This is a genomic window from Streptomyces sp. NPDC102270 (assembly GCF_044766405.1).
In the GTDB taxonomy this organism is placed as follows: domain Bacteria; phylum Actinomycetota; class Actinomycetes; order Streptomycetales; family Streptomycetaceae; genus Streptomyces.
Window position 1 is genome coordinate 392,326 of sequence record NZ_JBIWLX010000002.1, and the last position, 19,331, is coordinate 411,656.

The window sequence follows — 19,331 nt, forward strand, 5'->3', positions numbered from 1 at the left end:
GCTCGGCCCCTTACGCCGGGCGCATGGACGGCTCGCTCACTGCTCCTCGAGCACCGGGAACCGCCGCGGCGCCAGCACCAGCAGCACCGCGAACGCCAGGGCCGCCGCGCATCCCGCGCCCACGTACACCGCGTGCACCGCGTCCGCGATGGCCGCACGGGTGGCCTCCGGGGCCGTACCGGCGTCCAACGCGCGCGTGATGGAGTCGAGGTCGCTCGCGCCGCCCAGGCGACTCGCCAGGACGCCGTTCGCGACCGCGCCGAAGACCGCCGCGCCCACCGTCTGGCCGGTCTGGCGGCAGAAGAGGACGGAGGCCGTCGTCGTGCCGCGTTCCGCCCAGCCGACCGTCGACTGGACCCCGACGATCAGGGGGAGTTGGAACAGGCCCAGCGCACCGCCCAGGAGCAGCATCAGCAGGGTCGGCTGCCAGGCCGCGCCCGGGTAGGGCAGGAAAGGGAAGGCGAACAGGATCAGGGCGGCCGTACCGATGCCCAGCATCGCCGTGTTGCGGAAGCCGATGCGCCGGTAGACGTGCTGGCTCAGGGCCGCCGACACCGGCCAGCTCAACGTCCATACGGACAGCACGAATCCGGCGGCGACCGGGGCGAGGCCGAGCACCGACTGGGCGTACGTCGGCAGGAAGACCGTGGGGGCCACCATGAGGAGTCCCAGCGCGCCCAGTGCCAGGTTCACCGCGGCGATCGTGCGGCGGCGCCAGACCCAGCCGGGGATGATCGGCTCGGCCGCCCGGCGTTCGATCAGGACCACGGCGGCCACCAGGGCGAGTCCCGTGCCGAACAGGCCCAGCGACGGCCACGACAGCCACGTCCAGGCAACCCCGCCCTGCACGAGCGCCGCCAGCAGCACGCCCCCGCACGCGAACACCGCGAGCGCGCCCGCCCAGTCGACACGCGTACGCGTGGCCGTCGTTCCGCGGGAGGAGCGCTGCGGCTCGTGCAGGTGACGGCCGACCAGCCACAGCGCCACCGCGCCGATCGGCAGGTTGACCAGGAAGATCCACCGCCAGTTCGCGTACGCCGCGAGCACCCCGCCGATCCCCGGCCCCGCGACCGCCGCCACCGCCCACACCGTGGACAGTTTGGCCTGGATCTTCGGGCGCTGCTCCAGTGGGTACAGATCGGCGGCGAGCGTCTGGACCGTGCCCTGCAGGGCCCCGCCGCCGAGCCCCTGCACGATCCGGAACGCGATCAGCGCCCCCATGTTCCAGGCCACCGCGCACAGCAGCGAGCCGAGCAGGAACACCGCCGAGCCCGCGATCAGCACCGGCTTGCGCCCGAAGGTGTCGGACAGCTTGCCGTACACCGGCAGCGTCACCGTCACGGCCAGCAGGTAGCCGGAGAACAGCCAGGAGAAGACCGAGAAGCCGCCCAGGTCACCGACGATCTGCGGGACCGCCGTGGAGACGATGGTGGCGTCCAGGGCCGCGAGCGCCATCGCGAGCATCAGGGCGGCCACGACAGCCCCGCGCCGGTACGTGGAGACGTGCCGCGCCGGCTCCCGTATCGCCGGCTTCGTGTCGTCCACGCGGATTCCTTCCCCCTGCATCCATCTTCCGGCGACCACTCTCCCACTTGCCCCTCACGCGGCGGCAGGGTGCAGTCTCGGTGCGGCCGAGGGTGGAGCCGACCCCTAGATCGCCTCCACCCGTCGGTGGACTGCCCCTAGGGGTATCTCCGCACTACGGCTGGGGGAGGGTTCGTACCGCCGGAGGAGGAGAAGGGCCACGGCCCGTCCTTAACCTGGCTTTACGCCGCTGGGGAGCGGTGGGGGGAGGGGCGACCGGATCGACGGGGGGTGGGGTTTTCCCCCGTAGAAGAGGGTGCTGAGCACCAGGGCGCCGCACCGCCTCGCGGCACCAGACTGACGCCATACCCAAGCAGGCACCAGTACTTACCGAACGCCGGGCGGCCCCGGCGGCTCATTGGCTGACCGATATAGGAGACTTACCGTGACATCGGCTGTAACCATCACCAGGCACGGGGGCACTGGAGGGCGTACGGCCGTTGCCGCGCGGGCGCGGCAGGTCGTCAAGGCGTACGGGTCCGGGGAGACCCGGGTCGTCGCCCTGGACCATGTGGACGTGGACATCGCTCGCGGACAGTTCACCGCGATCATGGGCCCTTCGGGGTCCGGCAAGTCCACCCTCATGCACTGCCTCGCCGGACTCGACACCGTGACCAGCGGTCAGATCTACCTCGACGACACCGAGATCACCGGCCTGAAGGACAAGAAGCTCACCCAACTGCGCCGGGACCGGGTCGGGTTCATCTTCCAGGCCTTCAACCTGCTTCCGACGCTCAACGCGCTCGAGAACATCACGCTGCCCATGGACATCGCCGGGCGCAAGCCGGACAAGCAGTGGCTCGCGCGGGTCGTCGACACCGTGGGTCTCTCGGACCGGCTCAAGCACCGGCCCACCCAGCTCTCCGGCGGACAGCAGCAGCGGGTCGCCGTGGCCCGCGCCCTGGCCGCGCGTCCCGAGATCATCTTCGGTGACGAGCCGACCGGAAACCTCGACTCGCGCGCGGGTGCCGAGGTACTGGGCTTCCTGCGCCGCTCCGTCGACGAGCTCGGGCAGACCATCGTGATGGTCACGCACGACCCGGTGGCCGCCTCGTACGCGGACCGTGTGCTGTACCTCGCCGACGGCCGGATCGTCGACGAGATGCACAAGCCGACCGCCGAGGCCGTCCTGGACCGCATGAAGGACTTCGACGCCCGGGGGCGCACGTCATGACCGTCATGAAGACCTCCATGCGCAACTTCTTCGCGCACAAGGGACGCATGGCCCTGTCGGCCGTGGCGGTCCTGCTGTCGGTCGCCTTCGTCTGCGGGACGCTGGTGTTCACCGACACGATGAACACCACCTTCGACAAGCTCTTCGCGGCCACGTCCTCGGACGTGACGGTGAGCGCGGGGGGCGCCTCCGACAGCGGCGAGACGACCTCGGACAACGGCAAGCCGCCGGTCATGCCGGCCTCCGTGCTCGGCAAGGTGCGCCAGGCGCAGGGCGTGAAGACCGCGGAGGGGACCGTCTTCTCGACCTCGGTGACCGTCGTGGACGCCGACAAGGACAGCCTCTCGCCGTCCGGCGGCGGCCCGACCATCGTCGGCAGCTGGAACGGCAACGACGCCCGCACCATGAAGATCACCTCCGGTGCGGCGCCGAAGAACTCCGGCCAGGTCATGGTCGACAAGGACACCGTCGACAAGCACCACCTGAAGCTCGGTGACGAGATCGGCGTCATCAGCGCGGTCGGCACGCACACCGCGAAGATCTCCGGCGTCGCCGAGTTCGAGGTCACCAACCCCGGTGCGGCGATCTTCTACCTGGACACCAAGACCGCCCAGAAGACGCTCGTCGGCGAGTCGAACGTGTTCACGAACGTCAACGTCACGGCCGCGTCCGGGGTCACCGACGCACAGCTCAAGAAGAACGTCGCCGCCGAGCTCGGCGGCACCTACAAGGTGCAGACGGCCAAGGAGACCGCCGACGCCAACCAGAAGGACGTCGAGGGCTTCATGAACGTCATGAAGTACGCGATGCTCGGCTTCGCCGGGATCGCCTTCCTCGTCGGCATCTTCCTGATCATCAACACCTTCTCGATGCTGGTCGCGCAGCGGACGAGGGAGATCGGGCTGATGCGGGCCGTCGGCTCCTCCCGCGGCCAGGTCAACCGGTCCGTGCTGGTCGAGGCGCTCCTCCTGGGCGTGTTCGGGTCGGTGCTCGGGGTCGGCGCGGGCGTCGGCCTCGCGGTCGGGCTGATGAAGCTCATGGGCTCCCTGGGCATACACCTGTCGGCGAGCGACCTGACCATCGCCTGGACGACCCCGGTGGTCGGCCTGCTCCTCGGCGTGGTCGTGACCGTCCTCGCCGCCTGGCTGCCGGCCCGCCGCGCCGGCAAGGTCTCCCCGATGGCCGCCCTGCGCGACGCGGGCGCCCCGGCCGACGCCAAGGCGGGCCGCGTACGGGCCCTGATGGGCACGGTGCTGACCGGCGTCGGTGCAGGCCTGCTCTACCTGGCCGCCACCGCCGACAAGGCCAAGGAGGGCTCCGCCTGGCTGGGCTTCGGCGTGGTGTTCTCCCTGATCGGCTTCGTCGTGATCGGCCCGCTGCTCGCCGGAGGTGTGGTGCGCGTCCTGGGCGCGATCGTCCTCAGGATGTTCGGCCCGATCGGCCGCCTGGCCGAGCGCAACGCCCTGCGCAACCCGCGCCGTACCGGTGCCACGGGCGCCGCCCTGATGATCGGCCTCGCGCTGGTCGCCTGTCTGTCGGTCGTCGGCTCGTCCTTGGTCGCCTCGGCGACGGACGAGCTCGACAAGACGGTCGGCACGGACTTCATCATCCGGTCCGACAGCGGGCAGCTGGTCACCCCGGCCGCGGTCAAGGCCGTGAAGGACACTCCGGGCCTGGCGCACGTCACCGAGTACAGGACCACGGAGGCCGACTACACGACCCCCGACGGCAAGACGCTCAAGGACACCGACATCACGGCGGCCGACCCGACGTACGCGACCGACCTGCAGACCAAGACGGTGGCGGGCGAGCTCGCCGACGCCTACAAGCCCGACTCGATGTCCGTGCACGAGAAGTTCGCCAAGGCGCACGGCGTCCACCTGGGCTCGAAGATCAAGGTCGCCTTCAAGGACGGCGCGACCGCCGAGCTGACGGTCCGGGCGATCACCAGCAGCGACGTCGTCATCGACGCCGGCTCGAAGTACATCTCGATCGCCACGCTCGCCAAGTACGTGCCGGCCGACAAGATGCCGCTCGACCAGTTGGTCTTCGCCAACGCCAAGGACGGGCAGCAGGACGCCGCGTACAAGTCCCTGAAGTCGGCGCTGCACGACTACCCGCAGTACACCGTGCGCGACCAGACCGACTACAAGGAGGCGTTCAAGGACCAGATCGGCCAGCTCCTGAACATGATCTACGGCCTGCTGGCCCTCGCGATCATCGTCGCGATCCTGGGTGTCGTGAACACCCTGGCGCTCTCCGTGGTCGAGAGGACCCGGGAGATCGGCCTCATGCGGGCGATCGGCCTCTCGCGGCGCCAGCTGCGGCGGATGATCCGCATGGAGTCGGTGGTGATCGCCCTCTTCGGCGCACTGCTGGGGCTGGGGCTGGGCATGGGCTGGGGCGCCACCGCCCAGAAGCTCCTCGCCCTGCAGGGCCTGAAGGTCCTGGACATCCCCTGGCCGACGATCATCGGGGTCTTCATCGGCTCGGCCTTCGTGGGCCTGTTCGCCGCCCTCGTCCCGGCGTTCCGGGCGGGCCGGATGAACGTCCTGAACGCCATCGCGACCGAGTAGCCACCCCTGGGGACGGGGGAACGCGGGGGAACGCCCGGCGCCGAGAAGTCACGGGGGACTTCTCGGCGCCGGGTTCTTTGCCGTCCCCGGGGAGCAGCTCGCGGGTTCTTCGCCGTCCACCGGGCACCCGGGGGTGAGACGGAGTTGTCCACAGGGCACTCGCCGGCGGGGCAGGGTTGTCCACAGGCTCCGACGGCGGGGCCGACGCCGTCGTAGGCTGGAGACCCCCCGGCCCTTCGTTGTGTCGGGTCCTTCGCGTTGCCCACCCCCCGAAAACCCCCGGACGAAAGCCGCCCCGAATGAGCCTGCACGGTCTGCTCGACGCCGTCGTCAAGGATCCCGCCCTCGCGGAAGCGATCACGGCGGCCCAGGACGGCAACCGCATGCACGTCGACCTGGTCGGCCCCCCGGCGGCCCGCCCCTTCGCGATCGCCGCACTCGCGCGTGAGGCCGGCCGGCCCGTGCTCGCGGTGACGGCGACGGGCCGCGAGGCGGAGGACCTGGCCGCCGCCCTGCGCTCCCTGCTCCCCTCGGAAGGGGTCGTGGAGTACCCGTCCTGGGAGACCCTCCCGCACGAGCGTCTCAGCCCCCGCTCCGACACCGTCGGCCGCCGTCTGGCCGTCCTGCGGCGCCTGTCCCACCCGCGCCCCGACGACCCCGAGACCGGCCCGGTCTCCGTGGTCGTCGCGCCCGTACGCTCCGTGCTCCAGCCGCAGGTCAAGGGCCTCGGCGACCTGGAACCGGTGGCCCTGCGCACCGGCCAGACCGCCGACCTGAACGCGATCGTGGAGGCCCTCGCCGCCGCCGCGTACGCGCGCGTGGAGCTCGTCGAGAAGCGGGGCGAGTTCGCCGTACGAGGAGGCATCCTCGACGTCTTCCCGCCCACCGAGGAACACCCCCTGCGCGTGGAGTTCTGGGGCGACGACGTCGAGGAGATCCGCTACTTCAAGGTCGCCGACCAGCGCTCCCTGGAGGTCGCCGATCACGGCCTGTGGGCCCCGCCCTGCCGCGAACTGCTCCTGACGGACGACGTACGCGCACGTGCGCGTGCCCTCGCCGAGGAGCACCCGGAGCTCGGCGACCTGCTCGGCAGGATCGCCGAGGGGATCGCCGTGGAGGGCATGGAGTCCCTGGCTCCGGTCCTCGTCGACGACATGGAGCTGCTGATCGACGTCCTGCCCAAGGGCTCCATGGCCGTCGTGTGCGATCCGGAGCGGGTCCGCACGCGTGCGTCCGACCTCGTGGCCACCTCGCAGGAGTTCCTCCAGGCGTCCTGGGCGGCCACCGCGGGCGGCGGCGAGGCACCCATCGACGTCGGCGCGGCCTCCCTGTGGTCCATCGCCGATGTCCGCGACCGCGCGCGTGAGCTGGACATGATGTGGTGGTCGGTTTCGCCGTTCGCGGCGGACCTCGAACTGGAGGCGGACACCCTCAAGCTCGGCATGCACGCGCCCGAGACCTACCGCGGCGACACCGCCAAGGCGCTCGCCGACACCAAGGGCTGGCTCGCCGACGGCTGGCGCGCGGTCTTCGTGACCGAGGCGCACGGCCCCGCGGCCCGCACCGTCGAGGTGCTGGGCAGCGAGGGCATCGCGGCCCGCCTCGACCCGGAACTCGCGTCCTTGAGCCCGTCCGTCGTGCACGTGGCGTGCGGTTCGATCGAGTACGGCTTCGTCGACCCGGCGCTCAGACTCGCCGTCCTGACGGAGACCGACCTGACCGGGCAGAAGGCGGCCGGCAAGGACGGCGCCCGGATGCCCGCCCGGCGCCGCAAGACGATCGACCCGCTCACCCTGGAGGCGGGCGACTACATCGTCCACGAACAGCACGGCGTGGGCCGCTACATCGAGATGGTCCAGCGGACCGTGCAGGGCGCCACGCGCGAGTACCTCGTCGTCGAGTACGCCCCCGCCAAACGCGGCCAGCCCGGCGACCGGCTCTACATCCCCACCGACCAGCTGGAGCAGATCACCAAGTACGTCGGCGGCGAGTCCCCCACGCTGCACCGGCTCGGCGGCGCCGACTGGACCAAGACCAAGGCACGCGCGAAGAAGGCCGTCAAGGAGATCGCCGCCGACCTGATCAAGCTGTACAGCGCGCGCATGGCGGCCCCCGGGTACACCTTCGGCCCGGACACCCCGTGGCAGCGCGAGCTGGAGGACGCCTTCCCGTACGCGGAGACGCCCGACCAGCTCACCACCATCGCCGAGGTCAAGGAGGACATGGAGAAGTCGGTCCCCATGGACCGCCTGATCTGCGGCGACGTCGGCTACGGCAAGACGGAGATCGCGGTACGGGCCGCCTTCAAGGCCGTCCAGGACGGCAAGCAGGTCGCGGTGCTGGTGCCGACCACGCTGCTGGTCCAGCAGCACTTCGGGACGTTCAGCGAGCGGTACTCCCAGTTCCCCGTCGTCGTGAAGGCGCTCAGCCGCTTCCAGACCGACACCGAGGCGAAGGCCACCCTGGAGGGGCTGCGCGAGGGCTCGGTGGACGTCGTCATCGGCACCCACCGGCTGTTCTCCTCGGAGACCAAGTTCAAGGACCTCGGCCTGGTCATCGTCGACGAGGAGCAGCGCTTCGGCGTCGAGCACAAGGAGCAGCTGAAGAAGCTCCGCGCCAACGTCGACGTGCTGACCATGTCCGCGACGCCGATCCCCAGGACGTTGGAGATGGCGGTCACCGGCATCCGCGAGATGTCGACGATCACCACGCCCCCGGAGGAGCGCCACCCGGTGCTCACCTTCGTCGGGCCGTACGAGGAGAAGCAGATCGGCGCGGCCGTCCGCCGTGAACTGCTGCGCGAGGGCCAGGTCTTCTACATCCACAACCGGGTCGAGTCGATCGACCGGGCGGCCGCGCGGCTGCGCGAGATCGTCCCCGAGGCGCGCATCGCGATCGCCCACGGCCAGATGTCGGAGCAGGCCCTGGAGCAGGTCGTCGTCGACTTCTGGGAGAAGAAGTTCGACGTGCTGGTGTCGACCACGATCGTCGAGTCGGGCATCGACATCTCCAACGCGAACACACTGATCGTGGAGCGCGGCGACAACTTCGGCCTGTCCCAGCTGCACCAGCTGCGCGGCCGGGTCGGGCGTGGCCGCGACCGCGGTTACGCCTACTTCCTGTACCCGCCGGAGAAGCCGCTGACGGAGACGGCGCACGAACGCCTCGCGACGATCGCCCAGCACACCGAGATGGGCGCGGGCATGTACGTCGCGATGAAGGACCTCGAGATCCGCGGCGCGGGCAACCTCCTCGGCGGCGAGCAGTCCGGGCACATCGCGGGCGTCGGCTTCGACCTGTACGTCCGCATGGTCGGCGAGGCCGTCGCGGACTACCGGGCCTCCCTGGAGGGCGGTGTGGAGGAGGAGCCGCCGCTGGAGGTCAAGATCGAACTCCCGGTCGACGCGCACGTCCCGCACGACTACGCGCCGGGCGAGCGGCTGCGCCTGCAGGCCTACCGCGCGATCGCCTCGGTGAACACCGAGGAGGACATCAAGGCCGTACGCGAGGAACTCGTCGACCGCTACGGCAAGTTGCCCGAGCCGGTGGAGAACCTGCTGCTGGTGGCGGGCCTTCGGATGCTGGCACGCGCGTGTGGCGTCGGCGAGATCGTCCTCCAGGGCACCAACATCCGCTTCGCACCGGTGGAGTTGCGGGAGTCCCAGGAACTGCGGCTCAAGCGGCTCTACCCGGGCACCGTCATCAAGCCGGCCGCGCACCAGGTGCTGGTACCCCGCCCGAAGACCGCGAAGGTGGGCGGAAAGCCGCTGGTCGGGCGGGAGTTGCTGGGGTGGGTGGGGGAGTTCCTCACGTCGATTCTGGGGTCTTGACGGGGTGAGTCGGGGGTGGGCGGGGCGGCGGGTCGTGTTCGGGCGTGCCGGTTGCTCGACGCGGCGCCGTCGTCAGGGGTCTTGTCGGTGGGCGTGTGTCGGGTGATGTCTCCGGCCGGTCCTGCTCTTGCGGGGACGGCCGCCCATGGTCGCCTCCCCGGCGCGGGGAGGCCCCGGCCAAGTCCCCTCGCTCAGGCCGCGAGCCGGTCGAGTCGCTCGCCGCGATCGGCGCCGCGTCCGTGGAGCGCTTCGAGAGCCGAGGCTGGAGCGCCGGGGAGTGGCCGTCCGCGCGCGGGCGTCCGACGGCCCGTGGTGTGGTCGGCGAGCACGGCGAGGCCACGGACGCCGACCGCGACCTCCGCCACCGCGTGGAACACCACACCGGCCAACTCGCCGCCGCCCCATGGCGGTTGCTCGGCGACTTCTGGGCCGCGGTGCTCTCCTCCGGACTGCTCCCGGCCACCTGGGCATCGCCACATCTGACCGTGGTAGTCAGGACGGATGCTCGGACGACTCCCCCTCGCGGAACAACTGGACGCGTTCCGTTCCACGCTCGGCCGGAACGAGATCCTGACCGAGGTGATGGCCAGGACGGCGAAGCTTGACCTGCCGGGCTGGTACGTGACGGCGGGCTGCCTGTTCCAGACGGTGTGGAACGTGGTCACCGGCCGACCCCCGGCCCACGGCATCAGGGACTACGACGTCTTCTACTTCGACGACACCGACCTCTCCTGGCAGGCCGAGGACGCCGTGATCAGGGCAGGACAGGAGGTGTTCGACGGCCTGCGGGCCGAGGTGGAGATCCGCAACGAGGCCCGGGTGCACCTTTGGTACGAGCGGAAGTTCAAAGTGCCCTGCCCGCCGCACGACTCCACCGAGTCCGCGATCGACCGCTTCGCCGCGACCACGTGCTGTCTGGGCGTGCGACTGGAGCCCGACGGACAGTGGCGTGTCTACGCGCCTCATGGGCTGTCCGACGTGTTCAACCTCGTGGTCCGGCCCAACCCGGTGCTCGCTCCGAGAGAGGTCTACGAGGCCAAGACCGCGCGCTGGAAGGAGGAATGGCCGGAGCTCACGGTGCTGCCGTGGCCGGCCGGTCCACCGGCATGACCCCTCGGGCACGCGAAGCCGCCCGTGGGGCTGTGTTGCCCGTTCGGTCGTTGACGCCCTGGACCTCCTGAATGCCGCGGTGCGCCCGCTGGCTACGGTGTGCGTGACGTCGTTCGAGGGAAGGCGCTTCCTGCGGGGGCGGACCGGGTTGCAAGGGGAGGGGCGCACGTGATGCGTCTGAGGGGCGGGGCTGCGGCCGCCGCCGTGCTGGTGTTCGCCGTGGCCGGATGCAAGGCGGAGACGACCACAGGATCCGGCGGGCCCGAGGAAGCCGGGGGCGCGGGCGGTTCGGGTGCGGCCCTGAGCGCCGCCGAGTCGCTCACCGTGAAGGGGCGCGCCCCCAAGACGGGTTACGAGCGGGAAAAGTTCGGCACCGCGTGGGCGGACACCGACTCGAACGAGTGCGACACCCGCGACGACATACTCAAACGTGACCTGGAGGACGTGAAGTTCACCCGCGGGGACTGCAAGGTCTCCTACGGCGTGCTCGAGTCGGACCCGTACTCGGGCAAGGAGGTGACCTACCGGCGGGGTCGCAGCCAAGTGGACATCGACCACGTGGTCGCGCTCTCCGACGCCTGGCAGAAGGGGGCCAAGTACTGGGACCCCAGCAAGCGGATAGCTCTCGCCAACGACCCCCTCAACCTCCTGGCCGTCGACGCGAGCACCAACCGTTCCAAGGGGGACGGCGACACGGCGACCTGGCTCCCGCCGAACAAGGCGTACCGGTGCACGTATGTGGCCGCCCAGGTCGCCGTGAAGAAGAAGTACGCCCTGTGGGTCACGGCCGCCGAGAAGTCCGCGATGGAGAAGGTCCTCTCGGGCTGCCCCGGCCAGAAGCTCCCGGCCGGCGGCAATCCGACGGCGGCGCCGCCGCGGTTCCACGCCGACTGAGGGTCGGGCAGTCCCCAGGCGGGGAAACGCGCTTTCCGGCGGGGCGGGGCCGTGTCTACGGTGATCGTATGGAGCTGAAGGTATCGACTCTCGCCGAGCGTCCCGAGATGCGGGAGCGCGTTCTCGGCATGGCCAGCAGCTGGCCCGAGTTCGTCACCGAGGACCTCGTGGGCAACGCCCACTACGTACGGATCTCCGGCGAACTCCCCGAGTACGTGCTGTTCGCCGAGGACGAGCGGGGCGAGGTCGTCGCGCACGGCCACAGCGTGCCCTTCGCCCTCCACGCCGAGGACCGCGGCGAACTGCCCGCCCGCGGCTGGGACGAGATACTGGTGTGGGCCTTCAGCGACCTGCGGCGCGGCGTACGGCCCGACACGGTCAGCGCGATCTCGGTCGTCGTCGATCCGCGCGTCCAGGGCCACGGGCTGTCCGCCCGGATGCTCTCGGCGATGCGTGACAACGCCCGCGCCCAGGGCTTCGGCGAGGTCGTCGCCCCCGTCCGCCCCAGCGCCAAGCACCTGGAACCGCACACTCCGATCGAGGAGTACGCCCGTCGCGTACGCCCCGACGGCCTGCCGCACGATCCCTGGCTGCGCGTGCACGTCCGGGCCGGTGCCCAGGTGCACGCCGTGGCGCCGGCCTCCATGACGGTGTCCGGCTCGCTGGAGCAGTGGCGCCGCTGGACCGGACTGCCCTTCGACACCCAGGGCGACATCGAGGTGCCCGGGGCGCTGGTGCCGGTGCGGTGCGAGCCGGAGCGCGGGTACGCGGTGTATGTCGAGCCCAACCTGTGGATGCGGCACGCCCTTTGAGCGTGCCGCGTCCTGGCGTGCCGTATCCAGGCGTGCCGTGCCGGTCCCGGTGGCTCAGCCGCCCAGGGCGTCGAGGTCCAGGATCTCGCCGGCCGGCTTCTGCGCCGGGACCGGTTCGTCGAAGTCGCTGAAGGTGACGGACCCCTGGTCCGCTCCGGCCGTGCTGTCCATCCGCAGCAGATACGGCTTGCCCTCGGTGGCGACGTACAGCGTGTAGCGCTCCTTGCCGTCCTTCTCGTGCAGTGTGATCGCCGGTGTCCCGTCGACGGTGGCCGCCTTGCCGCGGGTGGCATCGGAGCCGGTGTCTCCGGTGTCGTCGAGCACCGCGCCCAGGTCGCAGAAGCCCTCGAACTCCTTGGCGTCCGCGCCCGTCGCCTTCGACTTGGTCCACTTGCCGGCCAGCATGGCCACGGCCGCGTCGGTGTCCGCCTTCGACTCGCCCTTGCCCTGCTCGCGCAGAAGCGTCTCGTCGAACTTCATGTACACGGTGTCGCCGGTCTTGATCAGGTCGGCCTTGCCCTTGCCGCCCATGCCGATGGTGCCGGCGCACTCGCCCTTCTTGTTCAGGAGGACGTCGAGGCTGATGGTGCCGCCGCTCTCGTCATCGGGGATGTCACCCTTCATCCGCAGGGAGGAGGCGCCGGTCGTGGCCTTCGTGGCCCGGTCGGCTATCTCGCCGCCGGTCAGCCCGGCGAAGGGCTCCTTCTTGGCGGCCGACTTGCCCGGCGCGGCGGATGCGCTGGACGCGCTCGTCCCGCTGTCGGCCTTGTCCTGGCCCGGCTGGCAGCCGGTGAGTCCTGCGGTGGCCGCGGCGGCGATGCAGAGAGCGGCGAGTGCGGTACGACGCATGGCGATTCCTTGGTGGGGATGCGGTGAGGTCAGGTGACGAGGTGCGGAGCGCGCCGTGCGTGGGGCGCGGCCACGGGGCGACCACCGTCACGCGGCAGTCGCTCGTTCGCTGGGTCAATAAGATCAGAGGCTGTGAACCGAGTCAACACGATTCACGCCGACCGTCAGGTACACAGCGTGAATGGGTGGATCTTGCGTGCATCGGTATGCTCGGCGTCACACGCGGTCGCAGGGCTGGTGCGGTACGACGAGGGGAGCGGGCGGGTGCAGGACAACGCGACTGAGGTGACCGCCGCCGGTATCGCACGGCTGGCCGGTGTGGGCCGCGCGGCCGTCAGCAATTGGCGCCGCCGCCACGCCGACTTCCCGAGGCCCGTCGGCGGTACCGAGACCAGCCCCTCCTTCGCGCTCGCCGAGGTCGAGTCCTGGCTGCGCAAGCAGGGAAAACTCGCCGAGGTCCCGCTCCGTGAACGCGTCTGGCAGCAGCTCTCCGGCCACCCCGACGGCCCGGTCACCGCGCTGATCCACGCGGGCTGCGTCCTGCTGCTGATCCACGACCGCCCGCCGGTCTGGCTGGAGGTGAGCGCCGGCTCCGACGAGCGCCTGGCGGAGATGCTCCCGGGGGCGCTGCGGGAAGTGTTCACACCACGATTCGGGGCTGAGTCGGCAACGAGCAGCGCGTCGGTCAAGAGCAGCTCTTCCACTGTGAACACCCTGGAGTCGGTTCAGCCCGCCGTCCACACCCCCACCGGCCCGGAACTCCTCCCCTCCGCCCCCCTCCTCCGCGGCGTCGCCGAGCTGGCCGCCGAGCTGGGCGCCCGCCAGACCTTCGAGTTCCTGCTCGGCCGCCACCTCGACGCCAACCCGCGCCAGTACACGCTCACCCCCGCCGACCTGGCCGGTCTCATGGCCGACCTGGCCGGCCCCGCCCGCACCGTCCTGGACCCGGCCTGCGGCACCGGCGCCCTCCTGCGGGCCGCCGCCACCCGCCCCGACCAGCAGCTCTACGCACAGGACAGCGCCCCCGAACTCGCCGCGCTCACCACGCTCCGACTCGCCCTGCACACCTGGTCCACCGTGCGCGGCGCCACCGGCGACACCCTGCGCGCCGACGCTCACCCGCACCTGCGCGCCGACGTCGTTCTGTGCCACCCGCCGTTCAACGAGCGCAACTGGGGCCACGACGAACTCGCCTACGACCCCCGCTGGGAGTACGGCTTCCCCGCCCGCACCGAGTCCGAGCTGGCCTGGGTCCAGCACGCGCTCGCCCGCCTCAAGGACGGCGGCGCCGGTGTCCTGCTCATGCCGCCCGCGGCAGCGTCCCGCCGCTCCGGCCGCCGTATCCGCGCCGACCTGCTGCGCCGCGGTGCCCTGCGCGCCGTGATCGCCCTGCCGGTCGGGGCGGCACCGCCGTACAACATCCCCCTGCACCTGTGGGTGCTGCGCCGCCCGGAGAGGGCGCCCGCGCAGCCGGAGGTGCTCCTCGTCGACGTGGGGCAGTTCGCCGGTGAGGGGCGGGGCGGGGCGGACTGGCGGACCGTGCGCGAAGCCGTCCTCGACGCCTGGCAGGCCTTCGGACGACCCGGCCGCTTCACCGAACGGCCCGGTCTGGCACGCGCGGTGCCCGTCATCGACCTCCTCGACGACGACGTGGACCTCGCCCCCGCCCGCCACCTGCCGCCCCCCTCGGCGGCCGACGGCGCCGAACAGCTCACGGCGGTACGCGAGTTGCTCGGGGAGACCCTGCGCCTGACCGCGGACCTCGCCCCGCCGCGCGCCGACACCGCGCACCCCGCACGGTGGCCGCTCATCACCATCGGCGAACTCGCGCGCGGGGGCGCCCTGATGCTGCGCACGGGGGGAAGCGGCGGCCACGCACGTGTGCCCGTCCTCACCGACCACGACGTCCTCTCCGGCGCCGCCCCCTCCGGGACGCTGCCCGAGAGCGACGAGGAGGCCGTGCTGACCGAAGTGGGCGATGTCGTCGTACCGGTGCTCGGCGGGGGCTCGATGGCGCGCGTGATCGACGCGGCGACCGGGGGAGCCGCCCTCGGCCGCAACCTCGTGCTGCTGCGCCCCGATCCCGCGGCGCTCGACCCCTGGTTCCTCGCCGGCTTCCTGCGCGGCACCGCCAACAACCGCCAGGCCAGCAGCTACGCCTCCACCGCGACCCGCCTGGACGTGCGCAGGCTCCAGTTGCCCCGCCTCCCGCTCGACGAACAACGCCGCTATGGCGAACGCTTCCGCACGCTCGACGAGTTCGAGCGGGCGCTCCGGCACGCGGGCCGGCTCGGGGAGCAGCTCGTGCGCGGGATGTACGACGGGCTCACCGATGGAACGGTCGCGCCCGACTGATCAGGACGACAACGGTTCGGTACAACCCGTGACCGGTTGTCGGTATCGGCCTATACGCTCGAACCCCACATCGAATCCCGGTTCAGGAGCGTTCATGTACGGCCACGGCGCGGTGCCGCCCGCCCGCAGCTCAGGCACCGTCATCACCTTGCGCGTGCTGCTCGCCGCCGCCGGTTTCCTCTCGTGCGGCCTGCTCGCCTGCGCTCCGCTGCTCCGGGTCGCCTTCCTGCGCGGACGGTCGGTCGACTGGGTGCTGGCATGGGCGAGCCTTCCGCTGTCCATCGCGTGCTTCGCGGTGGTCGGCACCCTGCCGGAGAGCGACCCCCGGACCGACGTCGCCATGGCACTGGTCATGCTCTTCGGCCTCTTCAGCAGCGTCTACTTCCTGGTAATGGACATCCGGGTGCACCAGCAGAGGCGGTTCGCCGGCTACCCGCCGCCCCAGGGCCCGACCGTCCACAGCGGCTACGGCTATCCGCAGCCGACGCCGCCGTCCACCTCCGCGCTCCTGCATCAGCCGCAGCCGCAACCTCATGCGCAGCCACTGGTTCCTCCGGCCCCCACGCCCGGCGTCGTCCCGCCCCCGCCGCCGCAGCGCCCCGCGCCCGCCCGCATCGACCAGGTGCGCGCCGAACTCGACGAGCTCAGCGACTATCTGCGCAAGCACGAAGGCAGCCAAGGCGGCAGCCACGACGGCAACCCCGAGGGCGGCAGGTGACCGCGGCGGCAGGACGTGTCGTCGCCGACCGCTACGCACTGTCCACGCTCATCGGGCAGGGCGGCATGGGACAGGTGTGGACGGCCTACGACCAACGGCTGGACCGGCGCGTGGCGGTGAAGCTGCTGCGCCCCGACAAGGTGGCCGGACAGGAGGCCGACGAACTGCGCCGCCGGTTCGTGCGGGAGTGCCGGGTGACCGCGCAGGTCGACCACCCCGGGCTCGTCACCGTGCACGACGCGGGCAGCGAGGGCGAGGAGCTGTTCCTCGTCATGCAGTACGTCGACGGCGCGGACCTCTCCGACCATCTCGCCGAGCACGACCCGTACCCCTGGCAGTGGGCGGTCGCGATCGCCGCGCAACTGTGCGCCGTACTGAGCGCCGTGCACGCCGTGCCGATCGTCCACCGCGACCTCAAGCCGCGCAATGTGATGGTGAAACAGGACGGCACGGTCACCGTCCTCGACCTCGGCGTCGCCTCCGTCATGGACACCGACACCACCCGTCTCACCCACACCGGCTCACCGATCGGCTCGCCCGCCTACATGGCGCCCGAGCAGGCCATGGGCGGCGCGGTCGGCCCGTACACCGACCTGTACGCACTCGGCGTACTGCTCCATGAACTCCTCAGCGGGGACGTCCCGTTCGCCGGCTCCACCGCGCTCGGCGTACTGCACCGGCACCTGTACGAACCTCCGCTGCCCGTGCGCCGCACCCGCCCCGAGGTCCCCGAGGCCCTCGAAGCGCTCGTCCTGAGGCTGCTCGCCAAGGACCCGCAGCACCGCCCGGCCTCCGCACAGGACGTCTACGAGGACCTGGCGCTGCTCCTGCCCGCGCGCGGAACGCCCACCGGAGCACCCCTCGACCCCACACGCCCCTTCCTCCGTCCGCACGCCCCCTGGCCGGACCGCGCGCGCACGCCCGCGCACCAGCCCGCCCCCGTCTCACCCGTCCCCGACAAGGCCGAGAAGCCGGACGTCGCGCGCGCGGTCGACGAGGTCAAGCAGCTCCTCGGCGAGGGCCGCATCACCCAGGCCGTCGACATCCTCGGCGCCATCCTGCCCGCGGCCGCCGAACAGCACGGCGCGAACTCCCCGGTCGTACGCACCCTGCGCAAGCAGTACGCCGCCACCCTCATGGACGACGGCCAGTACCGGCGCGCCCTGCCCGAACTGCGCCGCCTCGCCGACGAACGCGCCACCGAGGCCGGCCACGCCGACCCGCAGTCCCTGCGCTTCCGCTACGACGCCGCCCAGTGCCTGGAACAACTCGGCGAACCCGCGGCCGCGCTGGCCGAGTACCGGGCCCTGCTGCCGTACTACGAGAACCAGTACGTGGCCGGCGACCCCGAACTCGCCCACGACGTCCGCCGCCGCATCGGCCACCTCCTGCTCGCCGTCGGCGACCGCGCGGCCGCCCACGAGACCCTCGTGCGGCTGCTGCACGACGTGGAGCGCCTCCAGGGACCGGGTCACCCGCTCGCGGTGGAGGTCCGCCGGACGCTCCAGTGGCTGGGACAGGTGCGGGGTTAGGGGCGGGTCACAAGGCCCCGCCGCTTGGCTCTACGCTTCGTTTCCACAAGTACGCATGTACAGCACAATCACCGGCACGATCAACAGCACATCCAGGGGTGGGGTAGTCCATGTCGTCCAGGTCCAGCCATCGGCAGTCGAAGAAGCGCAGATACATCACGTGGGGCGTCGCCGGGGCCGCCGTGGTCGCCGGCGCGGGCCTCGCCGCGCAGAGCTCGATGGCCGCGACCACCTGGCCCGCGCAGAAGACGTACACCGGCCGCGCCTTCGACACCTGCGCGGCCCCCTCCCTGTCCGCGATGAAGGCATGGAAGGGCGGCCTCTACGGCGCCGCCGCCGTCTACGTCGGCGGCAAGAACCGCGGCTGCTCCCAGCCCAACCTCACCGCCTCCTGGGTCAAGTCCGTCAGCACGGCCGGCTGGAAGCTCATCCCGCTCTACGTCGGCGCCCAGCCGCCCTGCCAGAGCGGCTCCAGCCCCGAGAAGCTCACCGCCTCCACCGCCGCCTCCCTGGGCGCGAAGGACGGCGCGGACGCGGTCGCCAAGGCCTCCGCGCTCGGCATGAAGACCGGCAGCCCGATCTACCTGGACATGGAGGCCTACGACATCACGAACAAGGCGTGCAACGACGCCGTGCTCACCTATGTACGCGCCTTCGGCAAGACCCTGCGCGCGAAGACGTACCGCGCGGGCTACTACGGCTTCACCAGCTCCAGTGCCAAGGCGATCGCCAACGCGACCGACAAGACGGACCTGCCGGGCAACCTCTGGTACGCGCTGTGGGACAAGCAGAACACCACGACGGCCGACTGGCCGTTCGGCAAGACCCAGTACACCGATCACAGCCGCGGCCACCAGTACATGGTCAACAGCAAGGAGACGCGGAACGGCTACACGATCACCGTGGACCGCGACGCCTGGGACGGCCCGGTGGCCCTCACCGGCTGACCTTGGCACGCGCGCGTGCGTGCGGTGAATGCGCGGCGGTGCCCGAAGTCCCGGCGAATCGTTGGTCGAATGGGTTGGCCAGAGCCGGTCCCCTGCCTACCATCGATCACCGCAAGACCTTGTGCGCCCGCCCGTCACCCGACCACCGCCCCTCAACGAGGCGCTTCGCGCCGCACCTGCTTGCCTGCACAATCTCCTCGGGAGGCCTCCTTGCACCGCCGTCGTCGCACCGCGCTCGTCCTCTCCGCCGCCCTCGCCGCCGCGGCACCCCTGCTCACCGCCTGCGGAAACGACGCGCATCCCGGCGCTGCGGCCGTCGTCGGCGGGCAGCGGATCACCGTCTCCCAGCTGGAGAACCGGGTGACCGAGGTGCGTGACGCACAGCGGGCCGCCGTCACGGACGAGACGCAGTACAAGCAGGCCATCGCCAAGACCGGCACCCTCACCCGTGACGTCCTGCACGGCATGGTCCTGGACCGGGTACTGCACCAGGCGGCCGCCGACGCGGGCGTGTCCGTGACCCGCAAGGAGGTCCAGGAGCTGCGGTCCGGCCTGGAGGAGCAGGCGGGCGGCGCCAAGGGCCTGGAGACGACCTGGCTCCAGCGGTACGGCATCGCACCCGAACGCCTCGACGACAACCTCCGCCTCCAGCTGGAGGCCCAGAAACTCGCCGGGAAGCTCGGCACCGACACCAGCGACCCCGCCTTCTGGAACGCCCTGAGCAAGGCGTCCAGGCAACTCGCCGTCGACCTCAACCCGCGCTACGGCACCTGGGACGTCAAGAAGAGCACCCGCGTCGACGCGAAGACCCCGTGGGTACGGGAGGTCACGGCGGCGGGGAGCGAACAGACCGCTTAGCGAACCGAGCGCGCAGCGAACAGAGCGCGCAGCGGAAAAGGGCGCAGCAGGCAGAGTGCGCGGCGGGCGGATGATCGTACGATCACCCCGCC

General features: G+C 71.3%; 13 protein-coding genes and 1 pseudogene. 12 read left to right on the forward strand and 2 right to left on the reverse strand.

From position 1 onward, the window contains the following. Positions 1-36 precede the first annotated feature (36 nt). Positions 37-1,545 carry an MFS transporter gene (locus ACIRP7_RS04705; protein ID WP_403653926.1) on the reverse strand — a complete coding sequence of 503 codons (1,509 nt, stop codon included), beginning with the start codon at positions 1,543-1,545 and terminating at the stop codon, positions 37-39. Positions 1,546-1,969: 424 nt separating this feature from the next. Here ACIRP7_RS04705 and ACIRP7_RS04710 point away from each other — a divergent pair, with 424 nt between their 5' ends. The 7 genes and pseudogenes from ACIRP7_RS04710 to ACIRP7_RS04740 all read left to right on the forward strand — a co-directional run bounded on the left by ACIRP7_RS04710 (position 1,970) and on the right by ACIRP7_RS04740 (position 11,980). Next, positions 1,970-2,758 (forward strand): ABC transporter ATP-binding protein, encoded by a 789-nt coding sequence (locus tag ACIRP7_RS04710; RefSeq protein WP_403653929.1) that lies wholly within the window; start codon positions 1,970-1,972, stop codon positions 2,756-2,758. Next, entirely contained in the window at positions 2,755-5,334 is a 2,580-nt protein-coding gene (locus ACIRP7_RS04715; protein ID WP_403653932.1) for an ABC transporter permease, read from the forward strand. The genes ACIRP7_RS04710 and ACIRP7_RS04715 overlap by 4 nt, the downstream gene beginning before the upstream one ends. Positions 5,335-5,633: 299 nt before the next feature. Beyond that, positions 5,634-9,164, forward strand: coding sequence for a transcription-repair coupling factor (gene mfd, locus ACIRP7_RS04720; protein ID WP_403653935.1), 3,531 nt, complete (start codon positions 5,634-5,636; stop codon positions 9,162-9,164). A 191-nt stretch (positions 9,165-9,355) separates the two neighbouring features. After that, positions 9,356-9,625, forward strand: a pseudogene (locus tag ACIRP7_RS04725) (hypothetical protein); the annotation flags it as partial. Between the two features lie 40 nt (positions 9,626-9,665). Beyond that, a complete protein-coding gene (locus tag ACIRP7_RS04730; RefSeq protein WP_403653937.1) occupies positions 9,666-10,274 on the forward strand; it encodes a nucleotidyltransferase family protein in 609 nt (202 codons plus the stop codon). A gap of 171 nt (positions 10,275-10,445) precedes the next feature. Continuing rightward, the gene (locus tag ACIRP7_RS04735; RefSeq protein WP_403654252.1) at positions 10,446-11,168 is read left to right on the forward strand and encodes an HNH endonuclease family protein; all 723 of its coding nucleotides are present in this window, start codon (positions 10,446-10,448) and stop codon (positions 11,166-11,168) included. A 68-nt stretch (positions 11,169-11,236) separates the two neighbouring features. Next, positions 11,237-11,980: an N-acetyltransferase gene (locus tag ACIRP7_RS04740; RefSeq protein WP_403653940.1), complete on the forward strand. Its 744-nt coding sequence runs from the start codon at positions 11,237-11,239 to the stop codon at positions 11,978-11,980. A 54-nt stretch (positions 11,981-12,034) separates the two neighbouring features. Here the strand turns inward: ACIRP7_RS04740 and ACIRP7_RS04745 are convergent, their stop codons facing one another. Then, positions 12,035-12,829: a hypothetical protein gene (locus ACIRP7_RS04745; RefSeq protein ID WP_403653943.1), complete on the reverse strand. Its 795-nt coding sequence runs from the start codon at positions 12,827-12,829 to the stop codon at positions 12,035-12,037. Between the two features lie 264 nt (positions 12,830-13,093). Here ACIRP7_RS04745 and ACIRP7_RS04750 point away from each other — a divergent pair, with 264 nt between their 5' ends. The 5 genes from ACIRP7_RS04750 to ACIRP7_RS04770 all read left to right on the forward strand — a co-directional run bounded on the left by ACIRP7_RS04750 (position 13,094) and on the right by ACIRP7_RS04770 (position 19,239). After that, positions 13,094-15,184, forward strand: coding sequence for an N-6 DNA methylase (locus tag ACIRP7_RS04750; protein WP_403653946.1), 2,091 nt, complete (start codon positions 13,094-13,096; stop codon positions 15,182-15,184). 94 nt (positions 15,185-15,278) lie between these two features. Beyond that, positions 15,279-15,902 (forward strand): hypothetical protein, encoded by a 624-nt coding sequence (locus tag ACIRP7_RS04755; RefSeq protein WP_403653949.1) that lies wholly within the window; start codon positions 15,279-15,281, stop codon positions 15,900-15,902. 38 nt (positions 15,903-15,940) lie between these two features. Beyond that, positions 15,941-17,434: a protein kinase gene (locus ACIRP7_RS04760; RefSeq protein WP_403654255.1), complete on the forward strand. Its 1,494-nt coding sequence runs from the start codon at positions 15,941-15,943 to the stop codon at positions 17,432-17,434. Between the two features lie 110 nt (positions 17,435-17,544). Next, positions 17,545-18,381: a glycoside hydrolase domain-containing protein gene (locus ACIRP7_RS04765; RefSeq protein ID WP_403653952.1), complete on the forward strand. Its 837-nt coding sequence runs from the start codon at positions 17,545-17,547 to the stop codon at positions 18,379-18,381. Positions 18,382-18,591: 210 nt separating this feature from the next. Beyond that, positions 18,592-19,239, forward strand: a complete 648-nt coding sequence (locus ACIRP7_RS04770) for a SurA N-terminal domain-containing protein (RefSeq protein WP_403653955.1) — start codon at positions 18,592-18,594, stop codon at positions 19,237-19,239. Positions 19,240-19,331: the final 92 nt, after the last annotated feature.

Bases quoted from the DNA above. Each gene is read 5' to 3' on its own strand.
- ACIRP7_RS04715 (WP_403653932.1), top strand. From the start codon at position 2,755: ATGACCGTCATGAAGACCTCCATGCGCAACTTCTTCGCGCACAAGGGA.
- mfd (WP_403653935.1), top strand. From the start codon at position 5,634: ATGAGCCTGCACGGTCTGCTCGACGCCGTCGTCAAGGATCCCGCCCTC.
- ACIRP7_RS04730 (WP_403653937.1), top strand. From the start codon at position 9,666: ATGCTCGGACGACTCCCCCTCGCGGAACAACTGGACGCGTTCCGTTCC.
- ACIRP7_RS04735 (WP_403654252.1), top strand. From the start codon at position 10,446: ATGCGTCTGAGGGGCGGGGCTGCGGCCGCCGCCGTGCTGGTGTTCGCC.
- ACIRP7_RS04740 (WP_403653940.1), top strand. From the start codon at position 11,237: ATGGAGCTGAAGGTATCGACTCTCGCCGAGCGTCCCGAGATGCGGGAG.
- ACIRP7_RS04745 (WP_403653943.1), bottom strand. From the start codon at position 12,829: ATGCGTCGTACCGCACTCGCCGCTCTCTGCATCGCCGCCGCGGCCACC.
- ACIRP7_RS04755 (WP_403653949.1), top strand. From the start codon at position 15,279: ATGTACGGCCACGGCGCGGTGCCGCCCGCCCGCAGCTCAGGCACCGTC.
- ACIRP7_RS04765 (WP_403653952.1), top strand. From the start codon at position 17,545: ATGTCGTCCAGGTCCAGCCATCGGCAGTCGAAGAAGCGCAGATACATC.